The sequence below is a fragment of the Hyphomicrobium sp. genome (genome assembly GCF_051860585.1).
In the GTDB taxonomy this organism is placed as follows: domain Bacteria; phylum Pseudomonadota; class Alphaproteobacteria; order Rhizobiales; family Hyphomicrobiaceae; genus Hyphomicrobium_C.
The window spans coordinates 23,332-43,543 of the sequence record NZ_JBHYDS010000013.1 but is presented as its reverse complement, the minus strand read 5'-3'; the positions used below and the strand labels follow the sequence as shown (position 1 = coordinate 43,543).

Annotated in this window: 20 protein-coding genes and 1 tRNA gene; 7 read left to right on the top strand and 14 right to left on the bottom strand. The window is 63.5% G+C overall.

The features are described 5' to 3' along the window. Window positions 1–34: 34 nt before the first annotated feature. Together rpe and ACTIFK_RS17285 are read right to left on the bottom strand one after the other, a co-directional pair. Window positions 35–733, bottom strand: a complete 699-nt coding sequence (gene rpe / locus ACTIFK_RS17290) for a ribulose-phosphate 3-epimerase (protein ID WP_439544256.1) — start codon at window positions 731–733, stop codon at window positions 35–37. A 134-nt stretch (window positions 734–867) separates the two neighbouring features. Further along, a complete protein-coding gene (locus tag ACTIFK_RS17285; protein WP_439544255.1) occupies window positions 868–1,431 on the bottom strand; it encodes a TIGR00645 family protein in 564 nt (187 codons plus the stop codon). A gap of 230 nt (window positions 1,432–1,661) precedes the next feature. Between ACTIFK_RS17285 and ACTIFK_RS17280 the strand changes: the two genes are divergently transcribed. After that, window positions 1,662–2,297, top strand: coding sequence for a hypothetical protein (locus ACTIFK_RS17280; RefSeq protein ID WP_439544254.1), 636 nt, complete (start codon window positions 1,662–1,664; stop codon window positions 2,295–2,297). A gap of 108 nt (window positions 2,298–2,405) precedes the next feature. Next, window positions 2,406–2,717 (top strand): hypothetical protein, encoded by a 312-nt coding sequence (locus tag ACTIFK_RS17275; RefSeq protein WP_439544253.1) that lies wholly within the window; start codon window positions 2,406–2,408, stop codon window positions 2,715–2,717. A gap of 78 nt (window positions 2,718–2,795) precedes the next feature. Here ACTIFK_RS17275 and ACTIFK_RS17270 read toward each other — a convergent pair whose 3' ends face one another. The 5 genes from ACTIFK_RS17270 to ACTIFK_RS17250 all read right to left on the bottom strand — a co-directional run bounded on the left by ACTIFK_RS17270 (window position 2,796) and on the right by ACTIFK_RS17250 (window position 9,322). Next, the gene (locus ACTIFK_RS17270) at window positions 2,796–3,899 is read right to left on the bottom strand and encodes an alpha-hydroxy acid oxidase (protein ID WP_439544252.1); all 1,104 of its coding nucleotides are present in this window, start codon (window positions 3,897–3,899) and stop codon (window positions 2,796–2,798) included. 2 nt (window positions 3,900–3,901) lie between these two features. After that, a complete protein-coding gene (locus ACTIFK_RS17265) occupies window positions 3,902–4,585 on the bottom strand; it encodes a Fe2+-dependent dioxygenase (protein WP_439544251.1) in 684 nt (227 codons plus the stop codon). A 118-nt stretch (window positions 4,586–4,703) separates the two neighbouring features. Then, window positions 4,704–7,217, bottom strand: a complete 2,514-nt coding sequence (locus ACTIFK_RS17260; RefSeq protein WP_439544250.1) for a TonB-dependent receptor domain-containing protein — start codon at window positions 7,215–7,217, stop codon at window positions 4,704–4,706. 134 nt (window positions 7,218–7,351) lie between these two features. After that, window positions 7,352–8,230, bottom strand: a complete 879-nt coding sequence (locus ACTIFK_RS17255) for a phosphoribulokinase (RefSeq protein WP_439544249.1) — start codon at window positions 8,228–8,230, stop codon at window positions 7,352–7,354. 63 nt (window positions 8,231–8,293) lie between these two features. Next, on the bottom strand, window positions 8,294–9,322 hold the full coding sequence (locus tag ACTIFK_RS17250) for a class 1 fructose-bisphosphatase (RefSeq protein ID WP_439544248.1): 1,029 nt from the start codon (window positions 9,320–9,322) through the stop codon (window positions 8,294–8,296). Window positions 9,323–9,737: 415 nt separating this feature from the next. Between ACTIFK_RS17250 and ACTIFK_RS17245 the strand changes: the two genes are divergently transcribed. After that, window positions 9,738–10,544 (top strand): hypothetical protein, encoded by an 807-nt coding sequence (locus ACTIFK_RS17245; RefSeq protein ID WP_439544247.1) that lies wholly within the window; start codon window positions 9,738–9,740, stop codon window positions 10,542–10,544. Here ACTIFK_RS17245 and ACTIFK_RS17240 read toward each other — a convergent pair. The 4 genes from ACTIFK_RS17240 to ACTIFK_RS17225 all read right to left on the bottom strand — a co-directional run bounded on the left by ACTIFK_RS17240 (window position 10,534) and on the right by ACTIFK_RS17225 (window position 14,584). After that, on the bottom strand, window positions 10,534–11,265 hold the full coding sequence (locus ACTIFK_RS17240) for a peptidase (protein WP_439544246.1): 732 nt from the start codon (window positions 11,263–11,265) through the stop codon (window positions 10,534–10,536). The two genes, ACTIFK_RS17245 and ACTIFK_RS17240, sit on opposite strands and share 11 nt — an antisense overlap. A 23-nt stretch (window positions 11,266–11,288) precedes the next feature. Beyond that, the gene (locus tag ACTIFK_RS17235; protein ID WP_439544245.1) at window positions 11,289–12,116 is read right to left on the bottom strand and encodes a transglutaminase family protein; all 828 of its coding nucleotides are present in this window, start codon (window positions 12,114–12,116) and stop codon (window positions 11,289–11,291) included. A 7-nt stretch (window positions 12,117–12,123) separates the two neighbouring features. Then, window positions 12,124–13,071 (bottom strand): alpha-E domain-containing protein, encoded by a 948-nt coding sequence (locus ACTIFK_RS17230; RefSeq protein WP_439544244.1) that lies wholly within the window; start codon window positions 13,069–13,071, stop codon window positions 12,124–12,126. A 73-nt stretch (window positions 13,072–13,144) separates the two neighbouring features. Continuing rightward, entirely contained in the window at window positions 13,145–14,584 is a 1,440-nt protein-coding gene (locus ACTIFK_RS17225) for a circularly permuted type 2 ATP-grasp protein (RefSeq protein WP_439544243.1), read from the bottom strand. A gap of 255 nt (window positions 14,585–14,839) precedes the next feature. Here ACTIFK_RS17225 and ACTIFK_RS17220 point away from each other — a divergent pair, with 255 nt between their 5' ends. Both ACTIFK_RS17220 and ACTIFK_RS17215 read left to right on the top strand, forming a co-directional pair. After that, complete coding sequence (locus tag ACTIFK_RS17220; protein ID WP_439544242.1) at window positions 14,840–15,451, top strand: GbsR/MarR family transcriptional regulator; 612 nt, start codon at window positions 14,840–14,842, stop codon at window positions 15,449–15,451. 91 nt (window positions 15,452–15,542) lie between these two features. Further along, window positions 15,543–16,217, top strand: coding sequence for a DUF4166 domain-containing protein (locus ACTIFK_RS17215; protein ID WP_439544241.1), 675 nt, complete (start codon window positions 15,543–15,545; stop codon window positions 16,215–16,217). On the opposite strand, the gene ACTIFK_RS17210 is transcribed toward ACTIFK_RS17215, so the two are convergent. Next, complete coding sequence (locus tag ACTIFK_RS17210; RefSeq protein ID WP_439544240.1) at window positions 16,218–16,562, bottom strand: Kazal-type serine protease inhibitor family protein; 345 nt, start codon at window positions 16,560–16,562, stop codon at window positions 16,218–16,220. A 268-nt stretch (window positions 16,563–16,830) separates the two neighbouring features. Here ACTIFK_RS17210 and ACTIFK_RS17205 point away from each other — a divergent pair, with 268 nt between their 5' ends. Further along, complete coding sequence (locus ACTIFK_RS17205) at window positions 16,831–17,343, top strand: hypothetical protein (protein ID WP_439544239.1); 513 nt, start codon at window positions 16,831–16,833, stop codon at window positions 17,341–17,343. Window positions 17,344–17,456: 113 nt separating this feature from the next. Further along, window positions 17,457–17,546 (top strand) — tRNA-Ser (locus ACTIFK_RS17200). A gap of 659 nt (window positions 17,547–18,205) precedes the next feature. Here the strand turns inward: ACTIFK_RS17200 and ACTIFK_RS17195 are convergent. Beyond that, window positions 18,206–18,802, bottom strand: a complete 597-nt coding sequence (locus ACTIFK_RS17195) for a HupE/UreJ family protein (RefSeq protein WP_439544238.1) — start codon at window positions 18,800–18,802, stop codon at window positions 18,206–18,208. Between the two features lie 361 nt (window positions 18,803–19,163). Beyond that, window positions 19,164–19,910, bottom strand: coding sequence for an autoinducer binding domain-containing protein (locus ACTIFK_RS17190; protein WP_439544237.1), 747 nt, complete (start codon window positions 19,908–19,910; stop codon window positions 19,164–19,166). Window positions 19,911–20,212: the final 302 nt, after the last annotated feature.

Genomic DNA, 20,212 nt, shown 5'->3' with positions numbered 1-20,212 from the left:
ATATGGCGTTCCTTGTCATCGATGATCGACGCTCTCACCCATCAAGCTGCCGATTGGAGGCGCGCGCCTTTTCGGCCGCGGCGCGGATGGCGGAAATGTTGGCGGCGTAGCTTTTTTCCGTGCCGCCCTTGAACACCGCCGAGCCCGCGACAAACGCATTTGCGCCTGCGGCAACGATCTCGCCTACGGTCTCCGGCGTCACGCCGCCGTCCACTTCGATGTCGATCGGCCGGTCGCCGACCATGCGGCGGACGGCGCGGATTTTCTCGAGCTGCGCCGGGATGAACGCCTGCCCGCCGAAACCAGGATTGACGGTCATGAGCAGGATGAGATCGACACGGTCGAGCACGTGCGCGATGGCGCTCTCATGCGTCCCGGGATTGAGCGAGACGCCAGCCCGGCAGCCGAGCGCGCGGATCGCCTGGAGCGAGCGGTCGAGATGCGGCCCGGCCTCGGCATGGACCGTGATGATCTCCGCGCCCGCCTTCGCGAACGCCTCGAGATAGGGATCGGCCGGCGCGATCATCAGGTGGCAGTCGAACGTCTTCTTTGAGCTGCCGCGGATGGCGGAGATGATCGGTGGTCCAAACGTAATGTTCGGCACGAAATGCCCGTCCATGACGTCGAGATGGATCCAGTCCGCGCCGGCAGCGTCCACGGCCGCCACCTCCGCGCCAAGGCGCGAGAAGTCAGCCGACAGGATCGAAGGCGCGATAATGAGGGGCCGGGTCATGAAGGTCCGCCATGAGGGGTCGCTAATCCCCCATGGCCTACACGCCGAGCTGCAACTCGACAAGTATGGAGAATGCGCCATCCCAAGCAGATGGCTGCACTTTAACCGTCCCCACGGCGAACGAACCGGAAATTCTAGTGATCGTCGCCGGTTTTGACGTATGCGGGCTGCCCCAGCCGGTCGACATAGGCGATGCCGACGGCCGAAAGAATGAACACGATGTGGATGATCGTCTGCCACATCACGCCCGCTTCCGTAAGCTTGGCGGCCGGCGAGCCGAGGTTGCCCGCCTCGATGAAGGTCTTGAGCAGGTGGATGGACGAGATGCCGATGATCGCCATCGCCAGCTTGATCTTGAGCACGCTGGCATTGACGTGGCTCAGCCACTCCGGCTGGTCGGGATGATCTTGGAGCTTGAGACGCGAGACGAACGTTTCGTAGCCGCCGACGATCACCATCACGAGCAGGTTCGAGATCATCACCACGTCGATCAGGCCGAGCACGATCAGCATGATCTCCTGCTCTCCGAACGCCGACGCGTGGGAGATGAGATGTAAAAGCTCCTTCATGAACAGGAACACGTAGACGCACTGAGCGATGATGAGGCCGAGGTAGAGCGGCACCTGTAGCCAGCGCGATCCAAAAATGAGATTGGCGAGCACACGAAGCACGGAGCGGTCGTCGGGATGTTTGGTCATGGAGTCCACATGCGTTGCGATGAGGCGCCGGTCGATAGCACTGCCGCATGACGTGCGATAGCGGCTAGCGTCCGGGTGCGGCATATGGTTGGTGGTATCGGATCCTGACGGAGTTTCCCCGATGGAGCGGCGGGCCGCGAGAAGCCGCTGGTTTTCCATGAGGTTGGGATCGGCCCGGCCGCACTGCGCCACACGAGGACAGACTGAACCCCACCGAGGACCGAGGTCCGTTGTTCAGAACCGTATCCCTTGACGCGTTTGATGACCTCCTGGCCGCCGCGCCCGCGAGCCCGGCGTTCCGGGAAGAGTTTGCCCGCTACGACTTCGGGCATGACCGTCTGTCCATCGATGCCGCCGTGCACGACGGCCCGCTCAACATCAAAGGAGCGCTTCGGACACCCGCATTTTGCACGCTGGTCATCGGCGACCTCGACGTGGAACGGGAAATCGATCTCCGGTCGAGCTACGACGCTGGCGGGCTCTTCATCGTGCTGGGGGATGTGCGCTGCCAGCATTTCATCAGCGAGTACGACGCGGCCGTCTTTATCGACGGCGATTTGCAGGCCGGCGGCGCGGTGCTGATCGCCTACTCGGACTCGTCCTTCAGCGTCATCGGCTCGATGCGCGCCCGCCTACTCATCGGCAATGACATGTGCGCGTCCGTCGGTTCCGGCGCGATCCTCGACTACGGCATCGGCTATTGCGCGGCGTTGGGATCGGAAGGCGCGTCCGGCATCGTTAAGCCGCGCTATGACAGGAACGCCACAATCGAAGCCTTGATCCCCAAGCCCGGCAGCGGCGGGTATCCGTATGATGCGGATGATCTGGCGGACCTGATACGGACTGGGAAACCGATCTTCCGCTGAGGCACGCTGTCACCTCACCCTGAGGTCTTTCTCCCGCCGGCAACCGGAACCCATTCGAACCCAACGACATTGTTGTCCTGTCGGAACATTTCGAAATGGAGAAATGCCATGATGAGAGCTGGCATCTTAGCTGCAGCAGTGAGTATGGCGCTGATGTCCTCCGCCGGCGCCCAGGACGTGTATGTCGATGCGGATGTCGCAGATGTGTATGAAGACCGCGCCTATATCGATGAACCCGCATACGTCGACGAGCAGGTCATCGACGAATTCGATGACGTCGATCAGGACGGCCCGGTTGTCGTCGGACCTCGCGTGTATGGATACACCTACGAGCTTCGCCCCGAGGATTGCGGCACGTTCAAATATTGGAACGGCGAGTATTGCGCCGACGCACGGTTCGAGCCGCCCCCTGCGGATTGATCGCGTAGCTTCAAAGGTCACATTCGAAGCTTTAGCGGACCGCTCCGGCGTCAGCGCCGGGGCCGTTGTCTTATCCGCTTAAGGCCGTGCCCAGATGCGGCTCCGGTCGATGTCCGCCAGCGTGCGGCAACCGGTGAGCGCCATGGCGGCTTCGAACTCGTCCCTGAGCAGCCGTAGCACATGCGCAACCCCGAACGCCCCGGAAACGGCCAAGCCGTGCACGATCGGGCGTCCCACGAGGACGGCCGAGGCCCCGAACGCGAGCGCTTTCAAAACGTCCGTGCCGCGCCGGACGCCGCCGTCGAGCAGCAGCGGCACGCGCCCCGAAACGGCGGCCGCGACGGCGGGGAGCGCGTCCAGGCTCGCGACTGCGGTGTCGAGCGTGCGTCCGCCGTGATTGGAAACGATCACGCCCGCCGCGCCGGCCCCGATCGCGCGCACCGCGTCGTCAGGCGCGAGGATGCCCTTCACGACCACCGGCAGCTTCGTCTCGGAGATCAGCCATTCAAGGTCTTTCCACGTCGGCGCGGCCGCCATGAAGCGGTCGAAGATCGCGCTCGCGCCGTCGGGCAATGGCGCGGCGGCCGGGGAAGCGGCATCGACGGTGTTGAGATCGCGGAGGTTCTCGGCCGCAACTCCAGGAGGGAGCGTGAAGCCAGCGCGATGCTCGCGATTGCGCACGCCGTTGATTGGTGCGTCGACTGTGACGACCAGCACCTCGTAGCCGGCAGCCTCGGCGCGCCGCACCAACGAGAGCGTCGCCGCGCGGCTCGGAAGAACATAGAGCTGAAACCAGCGGCAGGTCGCCCCCGCACGCGCGGCGTCCTCGAGCGTCACACTGGCCTGCGTGCTGAGCACCATGCCAGCCCCCTGGGCCTCCGCCGCGGCAGCCGTCGCGCATTCACCTGCGGGATCGGCGAGCTTCTGATAGGCCACGGGCGCGACGAGGATCGGGTGGGCAAAGGAACGGCCGAACAAAGTCAGCGCCGTGCTGCCGCCTGGGCCTCCGTTCAGCACGCGCGGCAACAATGCCGTGCGGTCGAACGCGTCCCGGTTCCAGCGAGCCGTAATCTCGTCGGCGGCGCCGCCGGCGAAATAGGCCCACGCCTCCGCGCTCAAGCGCGCTTCTGCCAGCCGCTCGTAATCAGCCAGCGAAACGGGGAGGGAGGCGCGGCCGGTCACGGTTAGGTCTCCGACCAGTGACGGATCAGGTTGTGATAGTGGGCCGAAAGCCCGACGACGGCCGGATCGTCGTCCGGCAGGCGTGACCGCACGCTCATGATCGACATGTCGAGATCGTAGAGCATGTGACGGCGCCAATCGTCCTTGATCATGGATTGCGTCCAGAAGAACGACGCCCAGCGGCTTCCGCGTGTCACGGGGGTGACGCTGTGCATGCTCGTCGCCGGGTAGACGACCATGTGCCCCGCTGGAAGTTTAACGGCGTGCGTGCCGTAGGTGTCGTGCACGACGAGCTCGCCGCCGTCGTAGTCTTCGGGCGGCGTGAGAAACAGCGTCGAAGAGACGTCGGTCCGCATCCGTTGGCCCGAGCCGGGAATCGAGCGGATCGACCCGTCGACATGCGCTCCGAACGTCATGCCGGTATCGTAGCGGTTGAACATCGGCGGCAGCACGCGCAGCGGCAGCGCCGCCGTCATGAACTTCGCGTTGCCCGCCAGCGCCCGCAGAACGATCTGTCCGAGCTCCTGCCCGGCCGGAGAGTCGATCGGCACTTGCAGGTTGTTCTTGACCTTCGCCGCCTGATCGCCCGCCGTGGCGCGCCCGTCGATCCATTGCGTGCCTTCAAGCACGCCGCGGATTTTCGCGACCTCGTCCGGCGTGAGCACATCGGGGATCGTCACAAGCATCAGGGTTCCTCAAACGCAAGAAGGCCGGGCAAGCCCGGCACTTCGTGTCCTTTCGTTGCTGCCCGGGCGAAAAAAGCACGCCCGGGCACGCGATGTCTATGAATGTTTCCGGCAAGAGTCAGAAATCGAAACTGGTGCCGATACGGTAGGTCCGGGGCGCGCCGAGCGTGGCGCGGGTACCCCCCCAATTCGTCGACACCGCGTAGTCCTCGTCGAACAGGTTATCGACGTTGAATTGCAGGGCGACGTTATCCGTCAGATCGTAGGACGCCATCACGTTGACGAGGAAGTAATCGGGCAGCTTCCCGGGAACGCCGTTCTTGATGACACGGAAAGCATCGTCAGGCCGGCCGAGGAAGGATTCGCCCGTGTACTGCACGCCGCCACCCAAGGTGAACGCATCGGTGACGTCATATGTCATCCAAAACGTGCCGGAGAACCGCGGCGTGAATGCCAACTCGTCCCCGTTGGTCGTCACGCCGGCGCACGCCGCGTCGTTCGGAACGCCGAAGTCGCCGTTTCTGTCGTCACAAGCTTCGGCATTGAACGCCGCGCTGTTCTTGCGCTCGGAGTCGAGCCACAGCAGACCGCCGAAGACTTTCAGGCGCTCCGTCACGCTGCCGGCAATGCCGAGTTCGATGCCTTGTACCGACTGCTCTTCATAGAACACGGTATCGCTCAGCCGCGTCTTGTGAGGCACGTCGTTCTTCACCGTCCGGAACGCGGCGGCCGTCGTCGACAGCTTGCCGCCGAACCAATCCCATTTCACGCCAACCTCGTAGTTGTCGACCATGACGGGATCGGCCTCGGGAGCAAATCCAGGCAGCGCATCGTCACCGTCTCGCGAAATATCCGGGTTCGAAAGATAGGAGCCGGGCGGCACCGCGGACGTTCCGTAAGAGGCGTACAGCGTGCCGTTCTCGACCGGTTTGTAGACCAAGCCGATCTTTCCACCGACGGTCGTCTCGCTTCCCTCCAAACCATCGAACGTGCCAGGCGTGCCGGCCGGGAAGACCGTGCTTCCAATCTCGTAATTGTAGTGCTCGACGCGCAATCCGCCGACCAGTTCAAGCTGCCGCGACAGTTGGATCGTGTCGTAGAAGTAGGCGGAGATCGTGTCGATTTCGACGTCGTTGCGCCCGCTCCGGCTTGGAGGCGGGAGATTGTAGCGGTCCGGATCCGGATCGAATAAGTCCGTATTGCCGGGGTTTTGCGTCGGGAACTGATTGGCTCCGGACGTTTCGTTGGTGTACTCGACGCCCGCCGAAAACGTGTGGCGGTAACCGCCAGCTACGACCTTGCCCGCAAGATTGGTCTGGTTGCTCCACAGTTCGTTGACGCGATCGTAGAATTGCCTCTGCCCTGTTGCTGCGACGGGCGGCCCGACGACGATCCCTGTCGGAACCGTATAGCGGGACTCGCGACTGCTCTGCTCCCACACGGTCTGGTTGGACAAGGTGAGGTTCGCCGACAGATCGTGCTCGAGCCTGGCCGTCACGCGGTCGCTGACGACGTCGTCGTAGTCGCTCCTGAGGCCGTAGAACGTGTCGCGCGAGGCGCCTGCGGTTGCAGGATTGAAAGTTTTCAAACCCGGGATCGTCGCGCCGGGCACGCCCCATTCGGGCAGGTCGTTCCGCTCGAGGCGCTCGTAGGAGAAGATCGCGCGGGTGTCGGTGCCGAGCCCGAAGGCGATCGACGGCGCGAGCCCGTAGGCGTTGGCCTCGGCGATGTCGCGACCTGCGACGCCGCCGTCCTCGATCATGCCGTTCATGCGGATGGCAACTGAGCCGACGCGCTGGTTGACATCGAGGGTCGAGCGGAACCGCGCCTGCGAATCGTATTCGTCGAAGCCGAGGCTGGCGTCGCCGCGCACGAAGTTCTCGAGTTGCGGCGTCTTGGTGACGAGGTTGACGTAACCGGCCGCGCCGCCGCGCCCGTTGTCGGCCGCCGCGCCCTTGATCACCTCGACCTGATCGACATTGAACATGTCGCGCGCGAAGCTGCCGGAATTGCGCACGCCATCGACGAAGATGCTGCCGCTCGTATCGAAGCCGCGAATCTTGAAATTGTTCGTCGACGTCGAAAAGCCGTTCTCGCCCGCGTCGAACGTGATGCCCGGCGTGTTGCGGAGCGCCTGGGTGAGCGAGGTCGCGCCGCGCTCCTGGAGGATGGTCCCTGGAATGACCGTCACCGTCTGCGGCGTGTCGAGAAGCGGGCCAGTCATCTTGTTCGAGGTGACGTAGTCGGCCTTGTATTCGCCGGGCGCGACGGCGCCGGCCTGACCGGGCAGAGGGGGCTGCTGCGGCCGGTCTGCAACGTCGGGCTGGGGCGTGGGGGCCTGCGGCACGGGCGAGCTTGGGCCGGCCGACTTCTTCGCGGCGGTTGCCTTTTTCTTCTTCTGCTGGGTCGTCTCGACGACGAGCGGCGGCAGATCGGCCGGTTCCGCGGCCTGATTGCCGTCCTGCGCGACGGCCACCGTCGCGGGGCTTGCGGCCAGCACGCAGAGCGCCGTCAGAATGCGCGTCGTGGATTTTTCGGTGCGCCGCGCGTCGAAACCAGATGCCGGATCGGATGCGTTCAAGTCGAACAGAGCCGAACCGAGTGATTTTGCGGTTTCGCGATCGAAACTCATAAATGTGTCCCCCACCAATTCCAAAAGAGTGAGGGCAGAAAAGTAATACTAGACCTATGAAGTCAACAAACGCGATCCCCTGCGTATTTTTCGATGTCCCCTAAGGAGGACTCGCAGACACAAGGCGCGGCGGCTCAGAAAAACGTGCGCCGCTTGCGTTCGATGAGCTGCAGGATCATAGGCGTCAGGATGAGCTGCATGGCGAGATCCAGCGTGCCGCCGGGAATGACGATCGAATTCGCGCGCGACATCCAACTATTCTGGATCATCGACAAAAGGTACGAAAAGTCGATTCCGCGCGGGTTCTTGAAGCGAATGACCACCATGGATTCCTCAGGCGTCGGAATCCACCGCGCCACGAACGGGTTCGACGTATCCACCGTCGGAATGCGCTGGAAGTTGATGTCCGTCTCCGTGAACTGCGGGCAGATGTATTTCACGTAGTCCGGCATTCGCTGCAGGATGACGTCGGTTATCGCCTCCGGTGAATAACCGCGCTCCTCCTTGTCGCGATGGATCTTCTGGATCCATTCGAGATTGATCACCGGCACCACGCCGATGCGAAGATCCGCATAACGGGCGATGTTGACCTTGCTGGTGATGGCCGCGCCGTGCAGCCCTTCGTAGATCATGAGGTCCGTGCCGTAGGGCACCTCCTCCCACGGCGTGAACGTGCCGGGCGGCGAGCCGTAGATGTCGGCCTCGGGATGGTCATGCACATAGTGCCGCGCACGCCCGGTTCCTATTTCACCGTAGGTCTTGAACAGGAGTTCGAGCTCCTGCAGCAGGTTCGCGTCCTCGCCGAAGTGGCTGGGCGCGGGCGTGCCGTTGGCGGCAGCGTTCGCAAGCGCGGTGTGCATGTCCGCGCGATCGTAGCGGTGGAAGGCGTCGCCCTCGACGAACACGGCCGAGATCTTCTCGCGCCGGAAAATCTGATCGAACGTCCGCCGGACGCTCGTCGTGCCCGCGCCCGAGGAGCCTGTGACGGAAATGATGGGGTGCTTGGCGGACATGAGGATCGTTCTTTTGTAGGTGGACGTTTGAGACTTCGGAACTATGGCCGGGCGCGCGTCCCGCTAGGTGCGGAATAGGCCACGCCGCCCGAACAGCGGCGAGCGTTCGCCCAGGCCGTGCGGATCGTGGTGAAGCCGCACGACATATTCCACCTCGGTGCGCGATCCGGCGATAAATGGCGTCCTTTGGTGAAGAGACGCCGGCGCAAGATCGAGAATGCGCTCCCGGCCGGAACTCGCGGCGCCGCCCGCCTGCTCGATGATCCACGCCAGAGGCGCGGCCTCGTAGACGAGCCGCAGCCGGCCGTGGGCGTAGTTGTCGCGCATGTCGCCCGGGTAGAGGAAAATGCCGCCGCCCGTCAGCAGGCGGTAGATGTCGGCCACCGGCGAGGCAGTCCAGCGCATGTTGAAATCCTTGCCGCGCGGACCGTCCCGCCCGCGCAGGCAATCGTCGATGTAGGTCCGGATGGACTCGCCCCAGAAGCGGTAGTTGGACGCGTTGATGGCGTATTCGCGCGTCCCGGCCGGAATTTCCACGCGCCGCTTGGTCAGCAGGAATTGTCCCGACGCGCGCTGGAGCGTGAAGATGTGCGTGCCCTCGCCGAGTGTCAGCACCAGCGACGTGAACGGCCCATAGACCGCGAAGCCGGCGGCCAGTTGGGCGTGGCCCGGCTGTTGGAAGCTCGAGGTGTCCACGCCGTTGGCGCGGGCCGGCAGCACCGTGAAGATGGTGCCGACCGAAACGTTGGCGTCGATGTTGGACGAGCCGTCGATGGGGTCGACCGCGACCGCCAGCGGCGCCCCCGGATGGATAGGCAGCGCCCACTCGAGTTCCTCGGAGGCCAGCGATGCAACGGGCGCGTCCTTGAGCGCGGCGACGATCAGGTCGTTGGCACGGACATCGATCTCCTTTTGACGGTCGACACCGCTTTGGCGGCCGGTTTCGGAGCCGAGTTCGCCGGCGATCGAGCCGAGCGCCACCAGGTTGCCGATCCTGCAGCAGGCTTCCGAAAGGCGGACAACGGTCACCGCGATGTCGCCGCGGGCCGGGTCTCCTTTGGCCCAGCGATCCAGGAATGTCCCTAGATCCATCGGCTCTTCCATTCCTCTGCGTCTCCCTCATCCCGGCTGGTCGCCGGTCGGGACGACAGCCGAAACGTTTGTTTTTGCTTGCTACCATTCGACGGTGCGCCGTGCCGATGCGCAAGGTTCATCTTTCGGCGCCGGACCCGTTACTGGGGTTTTGATGAACAATCCTTAGAAATTGATAGGACGTCTACTGTAGCGTGCATTCTATAAATCTTCTCAATTGAAGGATGCAATGTCGCCTTTTCAAACCGGCGTCATCCCCCGGGAAGTTCGGGGCTTCGCGCGCCAGTCCGTTTCACCGCTCCGCAAGGTGCGGGCCAGCGTTCTCCGCCGCCTCGCCGGACATGCGCGGCTCGCGGGCGGGCTCCTCCTGCTTTCCGCTCTATTGGCGGCGCTACAACTCGCGGCGTCATTCTCCATGCTGCGGCTCTACGACAAGGTCCTCACGACGGAGGCCGGCGTCGCGCTCGCGGGATTGGCGGGCTTGGTCGCCGGCCTGCTCCTGGCGTTCGTCTGGCTGGATGCGGTGCGCTCGCGCGTTCTCTGCCGCGCCGGCCTGTCGTTCGTGGAAAGCCTGGATCGGCGGATGTCGCTCGTGATGGGCTCGGTCGGCGAAGCGAGAGGCCGCGAGATCATCGCCGACCTCGAGCGCATCGCGCGGTTTGCGGGCAGTACCGGCCCGGCCGCGTTTCTCGACGCGATGTGGTTGCCGGCGTGCCTGGTGGCGAGCGCGATCCTCCATCCCGCGCTGGGGATGTTCCTCGCGACCGCCCTCATCGTGCAGGCGGCGTTGGCGGTCGCCTCGGAGAGGGCAGGCCGCGGTCGGGAAAACGCGGGCGCCGACGCGTTCCGGCGACGCCTGGCGTTTCACCGCGAAACGCATGCGCGCACCAGTTCGGATTGCCCGCCGGTCGTCACGGACTGGCGCGCCGTGTCGCGCGCCTACTTTCGCCAGAAGATCGATGTGGCCGACAGCGCGATGACGTTTGCCGCCGTGGGCAAGGGCTTGCGCATGGCCCTCCAGATGAGCGGCTTGGGGCTCAGCGCACTGCTGGTGGGCCACGCCATGATGAGCCCCGGCGCTCTCGTCGCCGCGTCGTTTATTATGGCGCGCGCCTTTTCCGTCCTCGACGTCGCGGTGATGTATTGGCGCGTGTTCGCCGCCGCGCGCGACAGCTATCGCCGCCTCGTCCCGGAAGCGGCGATCACGGGCTCTAGATTTTGAACTCTTCGATGCTGGCGAAGGCCGTCCGGAGGGCATCGGACCATGACGCGGAAAGCTGCTTGAAATACGGGTCGTCGAGGCCGATACGCGCCTCGCGATTGAGGTCGAGCGTGTCGCGCTCGTAGAGCAGGATGTCGATCGGCATGCCGACCGAAAGGTTCGAGCGCAACGTGGAATCGAACGAGAGCAGTATGAGCTTGGCGGCCTCGCCGAGCCTCATTTCCGGCCGGGCCACGCGATCGAGGATGGGTTTGCCGTACTTGTGCTCGCCGATCTGCAGGAAGGGCGTGTCGTCGGTCGCCTCGATGAAGTTACCTTCGGCATAGATCTGGTAGAGGCGCGGCCGCTCGTTCGCGATCTGGCCGCCGAGGAGGAACGAGGCGGAAAAACCGGTCTTGCTCATTTCCAGCGCGGCGCCGTCCTGCCGGCGAACGTCCCGCACCGCATCTCCCACGAGCCGCGCCGCCCGGTACATGGAGGGCACGTTGAACAGCGTCGCGCCCGGCGGATCGGGCACGGCCAGCTGTTCGTTGAGGTTGCTGACGACGGATTGCGTGACCGCCAGATTGCCGGCCGAAAGCAGCACGATCACGCGCTCGCCGGGCTGGCGCCAGTAATGGAGCTTCCGGTACTGGGCCACGTTGTCTACGCCGGCGTTGGTCCGCGTGTCGGCCGCGAACACCAGGCCGCGATCCAGTCTCATCGCGACGCAATACGTCATCGCGCGGATCCTTCCATGGCGACTTATTGCTGTTGTTGACCGCCTTGCTGATCAACTTCGACCCGGACGTCAAGGGTCTCGTGCTGGCCACCCTGCTGCGTGCCACGGATCGGGGAGGCCGAGGCGGCGTCGAAACCGCAGGCCAGGCGGACGTAGCGCTCCGTGGGGCACATGCCGTTGGCGGGGTCGAACCCGACCCAACCCAGCCCGTCAACCCAGGCTTCGGCCCAGGCGTGATGCGCTTCCGCCGGGGCCAAGGTCCCGGAGAGAAAATAACCGTTTACGTAGCGGGCCGGAATGCCGATCACCCGCGCGACCGAAATAAACACGTGCGCGTGGTCCTGGCAGACACCAGTGCCGGCGGCCAAAGCCTCGGCGGCCGTGGTGTGCTCGTGCGTCGATCCGATCTCGTAGGTGATTGCGTTCTGCACCACGCGCATGATGGCGTGCAGGCAGTCGAGCGAATCTGCCGGCACGCGCCCGTTGCTCACCGTATGCGCAAGCGCCCGGATGGCCTTGTCGGGAACGGTTTTGGGAGAGTCCCGCAGGAAAACGCGCCGCGGAGCCATCTCGTTCAACCCGCGCACGACCCCGCACCGGTCTTCGGTCTCGACCACCCCGAACGCCTCGAGCGTCATGCCGTCGTGGGTCGCATTCAGGGCTGTGAGGTGCACCAGGTTGCCGAACCCGTCGCGATACTCGATGCGCTTGTCGAAGCCGGGCGCCGAGATGGTCCAACTCACCACCTCCTGGCCGTCGTAGGACGGCGGCGTCAGCCGCAGACTCTGGATCGAGTACCGCGCCGGCGTGCTGTACGTGTAGGTCGTCACATGGCGAATTTCGATCAGCATCCGCCCCTCAGGAGGTGAAGTGGTAGGCCTCGGAAATCTCGTGGGCCACCCGATTGTTCCGAGCGATGAAATCGAGCAGGAATTCGTGCAGTCCAGATTGGAAGATGGTGTCGATATTGCCGGTGTCGAGCATCTTGCGCGTCGATTTTGCCGTCGCCAGGCAGGGCTTTTCTTCGCCGTAGTGCGCCGACAGCCCGTTGAGCGCGGAATCGATCTCGCTGTAGCAGGCATTGAGCGAGCGCGGCATGGCGCGGTTGAGGATCAGATAGTCCGCGATCCGCCAGGACCGGTAGCTGTCCTTGTAGACCCAGCGGTAGCTGCGGTGGGCCGAGACGGAGCGTAGGATCGCTTCCCACTGGACGTTGTCGACGCCACTGCCGATCATGCTCGTTGACGGCAGCAGCACATAATATTTTACGTCCAGAATGCGCGCGGTGTTGTCGGCGCGTTCGAGGAACGTGCCGAGCTGGCTGAAGTAGAACGTGTCGTTGCGCAGGATCGTGTTCAGGAGGGCGCCGCGATACCCGGCCGAGCGTTCCTTGACCCAGTCCAGAATGCGCGGCAGCGCATCGGGACGCAGCGTGTCCGGTTTGATCTGTTGGAATTCGAGCCAAGATCCGTTGAGGGATTCCCACATCTCGCGGGTGAGCGCGGTGCGCTGGGCGCGGGCATTGCGGCGCGCCGTTGCGATACATGTGTGGATGCTGGACGAATTGCTCGCGTCGAACAGCAGAAAGTCGATCACGTGCTTGGTCGAGAGCGTGCCGTGCTTGGCGTAATACTGATCGGCGCAGCCCGCGCTTTTCAGCGTCGACGCCCATTCCTCGTTGTTGTCGCCGTCCGCGCGCGGCAGCAGCGCGATGCGATATCCCGCCTCGATCAGGCGCGCCATGTTCTCGGCGCGCTCGATATAGCGTGATAGCCAGAAGAGATCGTTTGCCGTGCGCCCTAGCATGTTCCTCGTGCGACCCGTTCCATCGGCGTTTCTTTGCTCAGAGCTGGTGACCAGTTGAATACCGCAGATGCGATCAGTCCTGCAAAACCCACGTGTCCTTGGTGCCGCCTCCCTGGCTGGAATTCACGACCAGTGATCCCTTGCGAAGGGCAACGCGGGTCAGTCCTCCCGGCACGAGACGCACCTCGTCGCCGACGAGCACGAAAGGCCTGAGATCGAGATGGCGCGGCGCGATGCCTTCCTCGACCAGCGTCGGGCAGGTCGAGAGCGCCAGCGTCGGCTGCGCAATGTAATTGTCGGGGCGGGCCTTGACGCGGGCGCGGAAGGTCTCGACTTCCTCTTTCGTTGACGCCGGTCCGACCAGCATCCCGTAGCCGCCCGAACCGTGTACTTCCTTGACGACCAGCTCTGCCATGTTTTCCAGCACGTACTTGAGCGCGTCGGGCATGCGGCAATTGTAGGTGGGCACGTTCTTCAGGATGGGAGGCCGGCCCATGTAGAACTCGATGATCTCGGGAATGTAGCTGTAGATCGCTTTGTCGTCCGCGATGCCAGCGCCCGGAGCGTTGACGATCGTCACGTTGCCGGCGCGGTAGACGTCCATCAACCCCGCCACGCCGAGCACCGACGTCGGGTCGAACGTCAGCGGATCGAGGAAGGCGTCGTCGACACGGCGGTAGAGCACGTCCACGGGACGCAGGCCCTCCGTCGTTTTCATGTTGAGGTGCCCGTCCAGCACCACGAGATCCGAGCCCTCGACGAGTTCGACGCCCATCTGGTCGGCGAGGAAGGCGTGCTCGAAATAGGCGCTGTTATAGATACCAGGCGTCAGCACCGCGATCGTGGGATCTTTGCTGATCCGGCGCGGCGCGACGCTTTCGAGCGTCTTGCGCAGGTTGTCCGGGTAAGTCTCGACCGGCGCGACGCGGTTCTCCGCGAACAAGTTCGGGAACATGTGCATCATCGTCTCGCGGTTCTCCAGCATGTAGGAGACCCCCGACGGCGTGCGCGTGTTGTCCTCGAGCACGTAGAATTCGTTCTCCGCGGTGCGGACGATGTCGATGCCGATGATGTGCGAATAGATGCCGAGCTCGGGCTCGACGCCGATCATCTCAGGCACGAACGCGCTGTTCTGTATCACCAGCTCGGCAGGGATGCGCCCGGCCTTGATGATCTCCTGGCGATGATAGATGTCGTACATGAAGGCGTTGAGCGCCTTCACGCGCTGCTCGATGCCGGCTGAAAGCCGCCGCCATTCCGCCGCCGAGATGATGCGCGGGATCATGTCGAACGGGATCAGGCGTTCGGTGGCTTCCGTATCGCCGTAGACGGCGAACGTAACGCCGGTCCGCCGGAACAAGAGCTCCGCTTCCGCGCTTTTCTTTCTGAGCTCTTCGACGCGGACGGACTCGAGCCAAGCCGCAACCTGGGTGTAAGGCTCTCGGACCGACTGTCCGAAGCCGTTCATTTCGTCGAAGGCGAGCTTCAAATCCGCGACCCTGATTTGCTCCATCGGGACTGTAAGGCAAGAGCCGGGCCAGTCCGATGGAGAAGAGAAAACGCTTAAATATCATAAACTAAGTGAAAGAGCACTGCCCACAGTTTTGTCAGCTGCCTGAAAAACTTGCACGTCTAGATCAATTCGCAGTCAGGATAAAAAGTTGCCTGACGCGCGCGCATTTCTGCAAACGGGACTCGTTGGCCGCTCGTCCATCCGTATCCTGTCGAGCCCTTGACGGACGGTCCTTTTTGTTCTCTAATTTCTGTCATGACAGAAATAACGGAAAATTCAGACCGGCTTCCGCAAGCGATCGAGCGCTTCGTCGTCGCGTGGGGAGAGATGGGCGAGACATGGGGCGTGAACCGGTCGGTGTCGCAGATCCACGCGCTCCTCTACATTTCCGACCAGCCTCTCTCGGCGGAGGACATCGCCGCCCGCCTCAAGCTGGCGCGCTCCAATGTGTCCACGTCACTGCGCGAGCTTTTGGCCTGGTCGCTCATACGCCGCGTCTCCGCGCTCGGCGACCGCCGGGATTTTTATGAGGCCGAGGCCGATGTCTTCGAGATGGTCCGCCGCATCGCGGTCAACCGGAAGGCGCGCGAGATCGATCCGGCCGTGGCGGCGCTGAGCCAGTGTCTCGCGTCCGCCGAGGACGATCCGCAGGTGTCGGCCGGCGCGCGCAAGCGGTTTCGCGCCATGCTGGACGTCACCCAAGGGGTGTCCCGCAGTTTCGACGAGGTCATCGGCCTGCCGGCGCCGGTGCTGGCCCGGCTGATCAAGATGGGCGCGGCGGTGGTCCGGGTCGCCGGTCTCACATCTGGCAAACGATCGAAGCGGCCGGCCGCGAAACCGGCGCAGCCGGAGAAGATGAAAGCCTGAGGCCGCTTCTGTGAGCGGCCGGAAAAGATGAAGGCATGAGGCCGCTCCCGTCGAGCGGCCGGCGGGGATACAGTGACGGGGAGGACGTTCGATGATCGCCTTGCCATCCAGGGACGCCGCGGCTCCGGGGTCGGAGCAGCGCCCGCCCGTGGCCGACGAGAGCGTCGTCGATCTCCGCTTTCGCACGCTGATCGGGGAGGACAGCTGGGCGCGCCTGCCCGCTGCTGTCCAGAAACGCTTTTCGAAGCGCCTGTCTCCGGGCGCCGCGGTGGTCTACGCGGGCGAGGTGCTCGAAACGCGGCTCTCGCGGATGGGCAAGATCCTCTCGACGCTGGCACGCGCGATCGGCGCGCCCCTTCCCCTCGATGACGGCATGACCGGCGCGGCCGTCGTCACGGTCACGGAAAACGAAGGACTGGGCGGCCAGTGCTGGACCCGCACGTACGTCCGCCGCAACCGCTTTCCGCAGGTCATTCACTCCGCCAAATGTTTCGCCGGCCCCACCGGGCTCGAGGAATACGTCGGCTACGGCGTGGGCATGTCTCTTGCGGTCACGGAGCGCGACGGCGCTCTTGTGTTTCGCTCGACGCGCTATGTCCTCGCGATCGGCCGCTGGCGCCTGCGTTTGCCGCGGCTCCTGGAGCCGGGTGAGATGGAGGTGGTGCATCAGGACGAGGGCGGCGGCGCGTTTCTGTTCACGCTCGCGCTGCGCCACCCCTGGCTCGGCAAACTGATCAGCCAGACGGCGCGCTTCCGCGACGCTTAGCTACTGTTTCGGAGCCGGTGTGGCGGCGTCGTTGCAAGGCCCGTCGTGATCCTTGCGCGCGGCGGCCGAGATCCGTTCGCAGTCGTTGCCGTAGGTTTTGCCGTCGCATCCGCATACGGGCTTGTAGATCTTGGTGCACGCCTCCGTGCGGATCACGCACTGGCCTTCGGCATCGTCCTGGCCGCAGAGCGAAGGTGCCGTATCGCAGAAAAAGCCCACCGAGCACGATGGCCCCGTGGCGCCGCCACAGGTTTGGCCCTGCCCGGCCTGGGCGAACGCCTGGGAGCCCGTCATCAGCATGGATGCGGCCACTGCGAAGCCGAGAGAGCGAGCGCTGAAGCGCATGGGAAACCTCCTGAGCACGTCACACCTTGCAACGCCGGCAGTGTAGCAACGCCTGCTGTGTGAAATTGGTTCGCCGTCGCGCCCGGACGGGTTTGACGGAGGCAAAGGATGGATTGCCCACGCGCCGCCTTGATTCGCATGTCTATGTTCAGCAAAGCGCGTCGAGCCGGACTGTCCGTGATCCCCTCAAAAGGGAGACGGCCGTCACGATAGCCGCTGCGCCGGTTACGATCATCAGGGACATGTAGGGCGAATTGCGGGGAAAAATGTGGGAGAGCAAATCGGCATCGGGCTGGCGGGCGGCGCGGTCATGATGACCTCCGCCAAGGAATGGGCCACGTTGTTGGGTTTCGACAAGGAGTCGGACGAGCGCACCATGGCGTCGCGTGCGCGCGTCATGGCGAGAACGCTGGCGTATCTCGAAACGCATTTTGCCGATCCCGATGGGGCGCGCCCCTCCGAGGCCGTCGTGATGGAGTTCGGACAGTTCCTGCTCCTCGCCGAAAGCATGGAGCAGAAGGGCCGCGGCGGAAAATTCCGCGAGTTATACGACGAGGTCGTCCAGCTTCATCTTCACTGGGACGATACCGACCGGGACGCGAGCTTTGCCGCCATCGCCAAAAAAGTAGCCATGTTCAAGGGCATACTTGCCTTTTCTGACGCTTGGCAAGGCACGGAGACTCCAGTTCCGCGCCGCCATCCCATCCGGGAGCCCGCGCCGTTGTTCGACGATGCGGACGTCAAGACCCGCATCGTCCGCCCGTCCCAGATGCGTCCCTGAAAAGGATGCCCGGAACTGCTTGCGCGGGGCGCAATCACCCGCTATTCAGCAGCGCTTCGGTTCGATATTCGCTGGGTGATGCGACCACGTCATCCCGCGCGATCCGAACGGCCGGAGAGGTGGCAGAGTGGTCGATCGCGCCGCACTCGAAATGCGGAGTACGGGCAACCGTACCGGGGGTTCGAATCCCTCCCTCTCCGCCAAATTTATTGACATTGCAAAAGATGTGGCGGACCGGGTCGCCCCCTCGTTGACCACGAGCTTGCGGGCGTCGTGGGGATGTTACGCCAACCTTCCATATGTGCTGCTGTCTTGGTGGGACGAAGAAGAGCAGGCACATTGCCCAGCGTTACAGCAGCGTCGGGAGCCGATCTCATGAAGCTCGCGAGTTACATCGTCCTTTTCTCCGCAATGATTGCGTCGGTCGGACCAGTCTGGTCTGCACCGCTCGACAATCGAAGCAAGGCGCCCGATTGGGGACGTGCCTCTCAGCAGGAAAAAGACGCTTGGATCGCGGCATTCAAGTTCAAGCATTCGGATGTCAACAGAGTGGGGGTGTCGGCGTGCCTCGATGAGCACGCCGGCAGACAGCTCTTTCAGAGCAACGATCTCTCGGGCGTAACCCGGATGTGCGAGTCGATCGCCGCGCTCCCGTGACGATGATCGCCCATGTGATCAAGCGGGACCAAAAGCCGGAGCGACTGATCCGGTCCTGACCCGAAGCGGGCACCATCGGCCGTACGGCAGCTTACGCGGGCGCACGCATTTCAACGCATTAGCCGCCGCTTCGGCAAAGCTTCAAAAATCCACCGGAAACCGGAAGGCGACGTGTGGGCATCGCCTTCCGGCGCGTCGACAAGCGTCAGAAGCTGGCGCCAGTCAACACAACTCCAGCGATCGCGACCGCGCTTCCACCCAGACGGATGACGTTCTGAGAATGCCGCTCCGACATGGCGGCAGCGCCGAACGCGATGGCGATACCTGCCGCATGCAAAATCGCCGTCGCGATAACGAACCCGGCCGTGTATCCGATCAAGGATGCATCGACGGGCATTTCGGTGCCGTGCGCGGCGCCGTGGAAAATTCCGAACAGAGCAACGACGCCTGCCGCAAGCGAACCCGAAATGCCGGATCGCATGGCGACCAACACACCGAGAACAATGACGGAGACGGCGATACCGGATTCCACTGCAGGGACGTGGATCCCGGCGACGCCGAGCACTCCGCCGGCCACCATCGCAAGAACGAAGCTCGCCGGGACCGCCCAGAGCGACCGGCCGCCAAGATGCGCCGCGAGCAGGCCGACGGTAACCATCGCCAGGATGTGGTCGACACCCATGAACGGATGCAAAAATCCACTCATGAAGCTCGTTTCGCCGTGTAGCCCAGGATGGGCCCAGGCTGCCGTCGGAATCATTGTTAGAGCAAAGAGAGCACCACGAGAGAGCACGTTTTTCATGAGGGATCCTCCGATCTGTAGATGTGGCGATAGCGCTGGACTATTCGGCCGCTTTGATTGCGCCGCCTACGGCCGGCGGCAGGAGAGGCGCGCACGGCCGTATGAGGACGGGTGTGGATGTGAGATCGCGAAGCGTCGAGAAGCCGAGCCTGTGATCCAAAGCGGGTGCGCGTCGTTCCCAAAGAGAGCCCCGTATTTTCTGGGACGACCTCATTGAAAGCGCCTCTGCTGCCTGTGTAACAATAACCCGTTTGGGTAGAGAGGCTTGAAATCGCCCTGGGCAATGCCGCTCGGAGAAGCCCCGCCGCCCGCAAGGAGCAGGAAGTCACAGCAGCTCGACATGCAATGTGGGATCAGATGACTAGATCAACCCGCGGTCCAGGGCATTCGCGACGGCTTGCACGCGGTTCGTGGCGTTGAGCTTGGCCATGGAATTTTTGATGTGCAGCCGGACCGTCTCCGGCGAGCGGTCGAGAATAATCGCGATTTCCGCCGAGGTTTTACCGAGCGCGGTCCATTGCATGCACTCGTGCTCGCGTCGCGTTAGCGTCACCCGATCCACCACGTCGATTTGTGTCTCGAAACCGCGCTGAAAAATCGCTTTCGTAAACGCGTGCATAACGCGAAACAGGGGCTCGCGTGCGCCTGTGCGTACGGTGTGCCAGTTCTTGCACGTGCTGTCGGCGATCGCGCTCATGACGGCAAAGCGGCCAAACGGCAGATGGATCGGAATGGTGATACCGCGCGACAGTCCGTAGTCGCCAAGAAACTCGAAAGCCTTAGCCTGCGCCGGTGAAATCTTATCGCTATGTTGAACGTCGACCCAATCGACGGGGTCGGTTCCTGTAAAGCAGGCCCGATAGTAGGGGTCCACAGACATGAACTGTTGCCATCCCTGCTCCCAACCGTTGGGGAAGTTGCGGACATTCAGCTTGAGCGGGACCCAGTTCCCATCGCGCTGACGCGGCATGCTTGGGATGTAGCCGTAGAGAGCCTGGGTGAAGCCAATTCGGCCGACCACCTCTGCGAGGACGTCGAGCGACTCGCCGAAATTCTCAGCCTGTCCCACCCGATCGATGATTTCTGCGTCGTACGCTATCGTGCGCATAACCTAGCCCTCACCCAAAGTGCCAAGTTCGTGCGAGTTCAGATCAGTGATCCGGCACCCGCACTCGTTCTGTCGACACCGCGCTCCTTCCACTTGCGGACTTCCCTCCAGATCGAGTTCACCTTTGGTGAATCTGGTTGCTCGCCGGTAACTAGATTTTGCCGTTCTGCCTAAACAACTGTCAACTCCCTGGGCTGCACCAATGTTGAGCATCATGCTGCCTGCCGGAGCATTTCGGTTTCCGATACGTGATTCTGGGGCGCGTCATCGCGACGCGAGCATCCACGAAAAGAAAAAGGCTC

Coding starts and splice junctions, on each gene's coding strand:
- rpe (WP_439544256.1), bottom strand. CDS start 733: ATGACCCGGCCCCTCATTATCGCGCCTTCGATCCTGTCGGCTGACTTC.
- ACTIFK_RS17285 (WP_439544255.1), bottom strand. CDS start 1,431: ATGACCAAACATCCCGACGACCGCTCCGTGCTTCGTGTGCTCGCCAAT.
- ACTIFK_RS17275 (WP_439544253.1), top strand. CDS start 2,406: ATGATGAGAGCTGGCATCTTAGCTGCAGCAGTGAGTATGGCGCTGATG.
- ACTIFK_RS17265 (WP_439544251.1), bottom strand. CDS start 4,585: ATGCTTGTGACGATCCCCGATGTGCTCACGCCGGACGAGGTCGCGAAA.
- ACTIFK_RS17260 (WP_439544250.1), bottom strand. CDS start 7,217: ATGAGTTTCGATCGCGAAACCGCAAAATCACTCGGTTCGGCTCTGTTC.
- ACTIFK_RS17255 (WP_439544249.1), bottom strand. CDS start 8,230: ATGTCCGCCAAGCACCCCATCATTTCCGTCACAGGCTCCTCGGGCGCG.
- ACTIFK_RS17250 (WP_439544248.1), bottom strand. CDS start 9,322: ATGGATCTAGGGACATTCCTGGATCGCTGGGCCAAAGGAGACCCGGCC.
- ACTIFK_RS17245 (WP_439544247.1), top strand. CDS start 9,738: ATGCTGCGGCTCTACGACAAGGTCCTCACGACGGAGGCCGGCGTCGCG.
- ACTIFK_RS17240 (WP_439544246.1), bottom strand. CDS start 11,265: ATGACGTATTGCGTCGCGATGAGACTGGATCGCGGCCTGGTGTTCGCG.
- ACTIFK_RS17235 (WP_439544245.1), bottom strand. CDS start 12,116: ATGCTGATCGAAATTCGCCATGTGACGACCTACACGTACAGCACGCCG.
- ACTIFK_RS17230 (WP_439544244.1), bottom strand. CDS start 13,071: ATGCTAGGGCGCACGGCAAACGATCTCTTCTGGCTATCACGCTATATC.
- ACTIFK_RS17225 (WP_439544243.1), bottom strand. CDS start 14,584: ATGGAGCAAATCAGGGTCGCGGATTTGAAGCTCGCCTTCGACGAAATG.
- ACTIFK_RS17220 (WP_439544242.1), top strand. CDS start 14,840: ATGACAGAAATAACGGAAAATTCAGACCGGCTTCCGCAAGCGATCGAG.
- ACTIFK_RS17215 (WP_439544241.1), top strand. CDS start 15,543: ATGATCGCCTTGCCATCCAGGGACGCCGCGGCTCCGGGGTCGGAGCAG.
- ACTIFK_RS17210 (WP_439544240.1), bottom strand. CDS start 16,562: ATGCGCTTCAGCGCTCGCTCTCTCGGCTTCGCAGTGGCCGCATCCATG.
- ACTIFK_RS17195 (WP_439544238.1), bottom strand. CDS start 18,802: ATGAAAAACGTGCTCTCTCGTGGTGCTCTCTTTGCTCTAACAATGATT.
- ACTIFK_RS17190 (WP_439544237.1), bottom strand. CDS start 19,910: ATGCGCACGATAGCGTACGACGCAGAAATCATCGATCGGGTGGGACAG.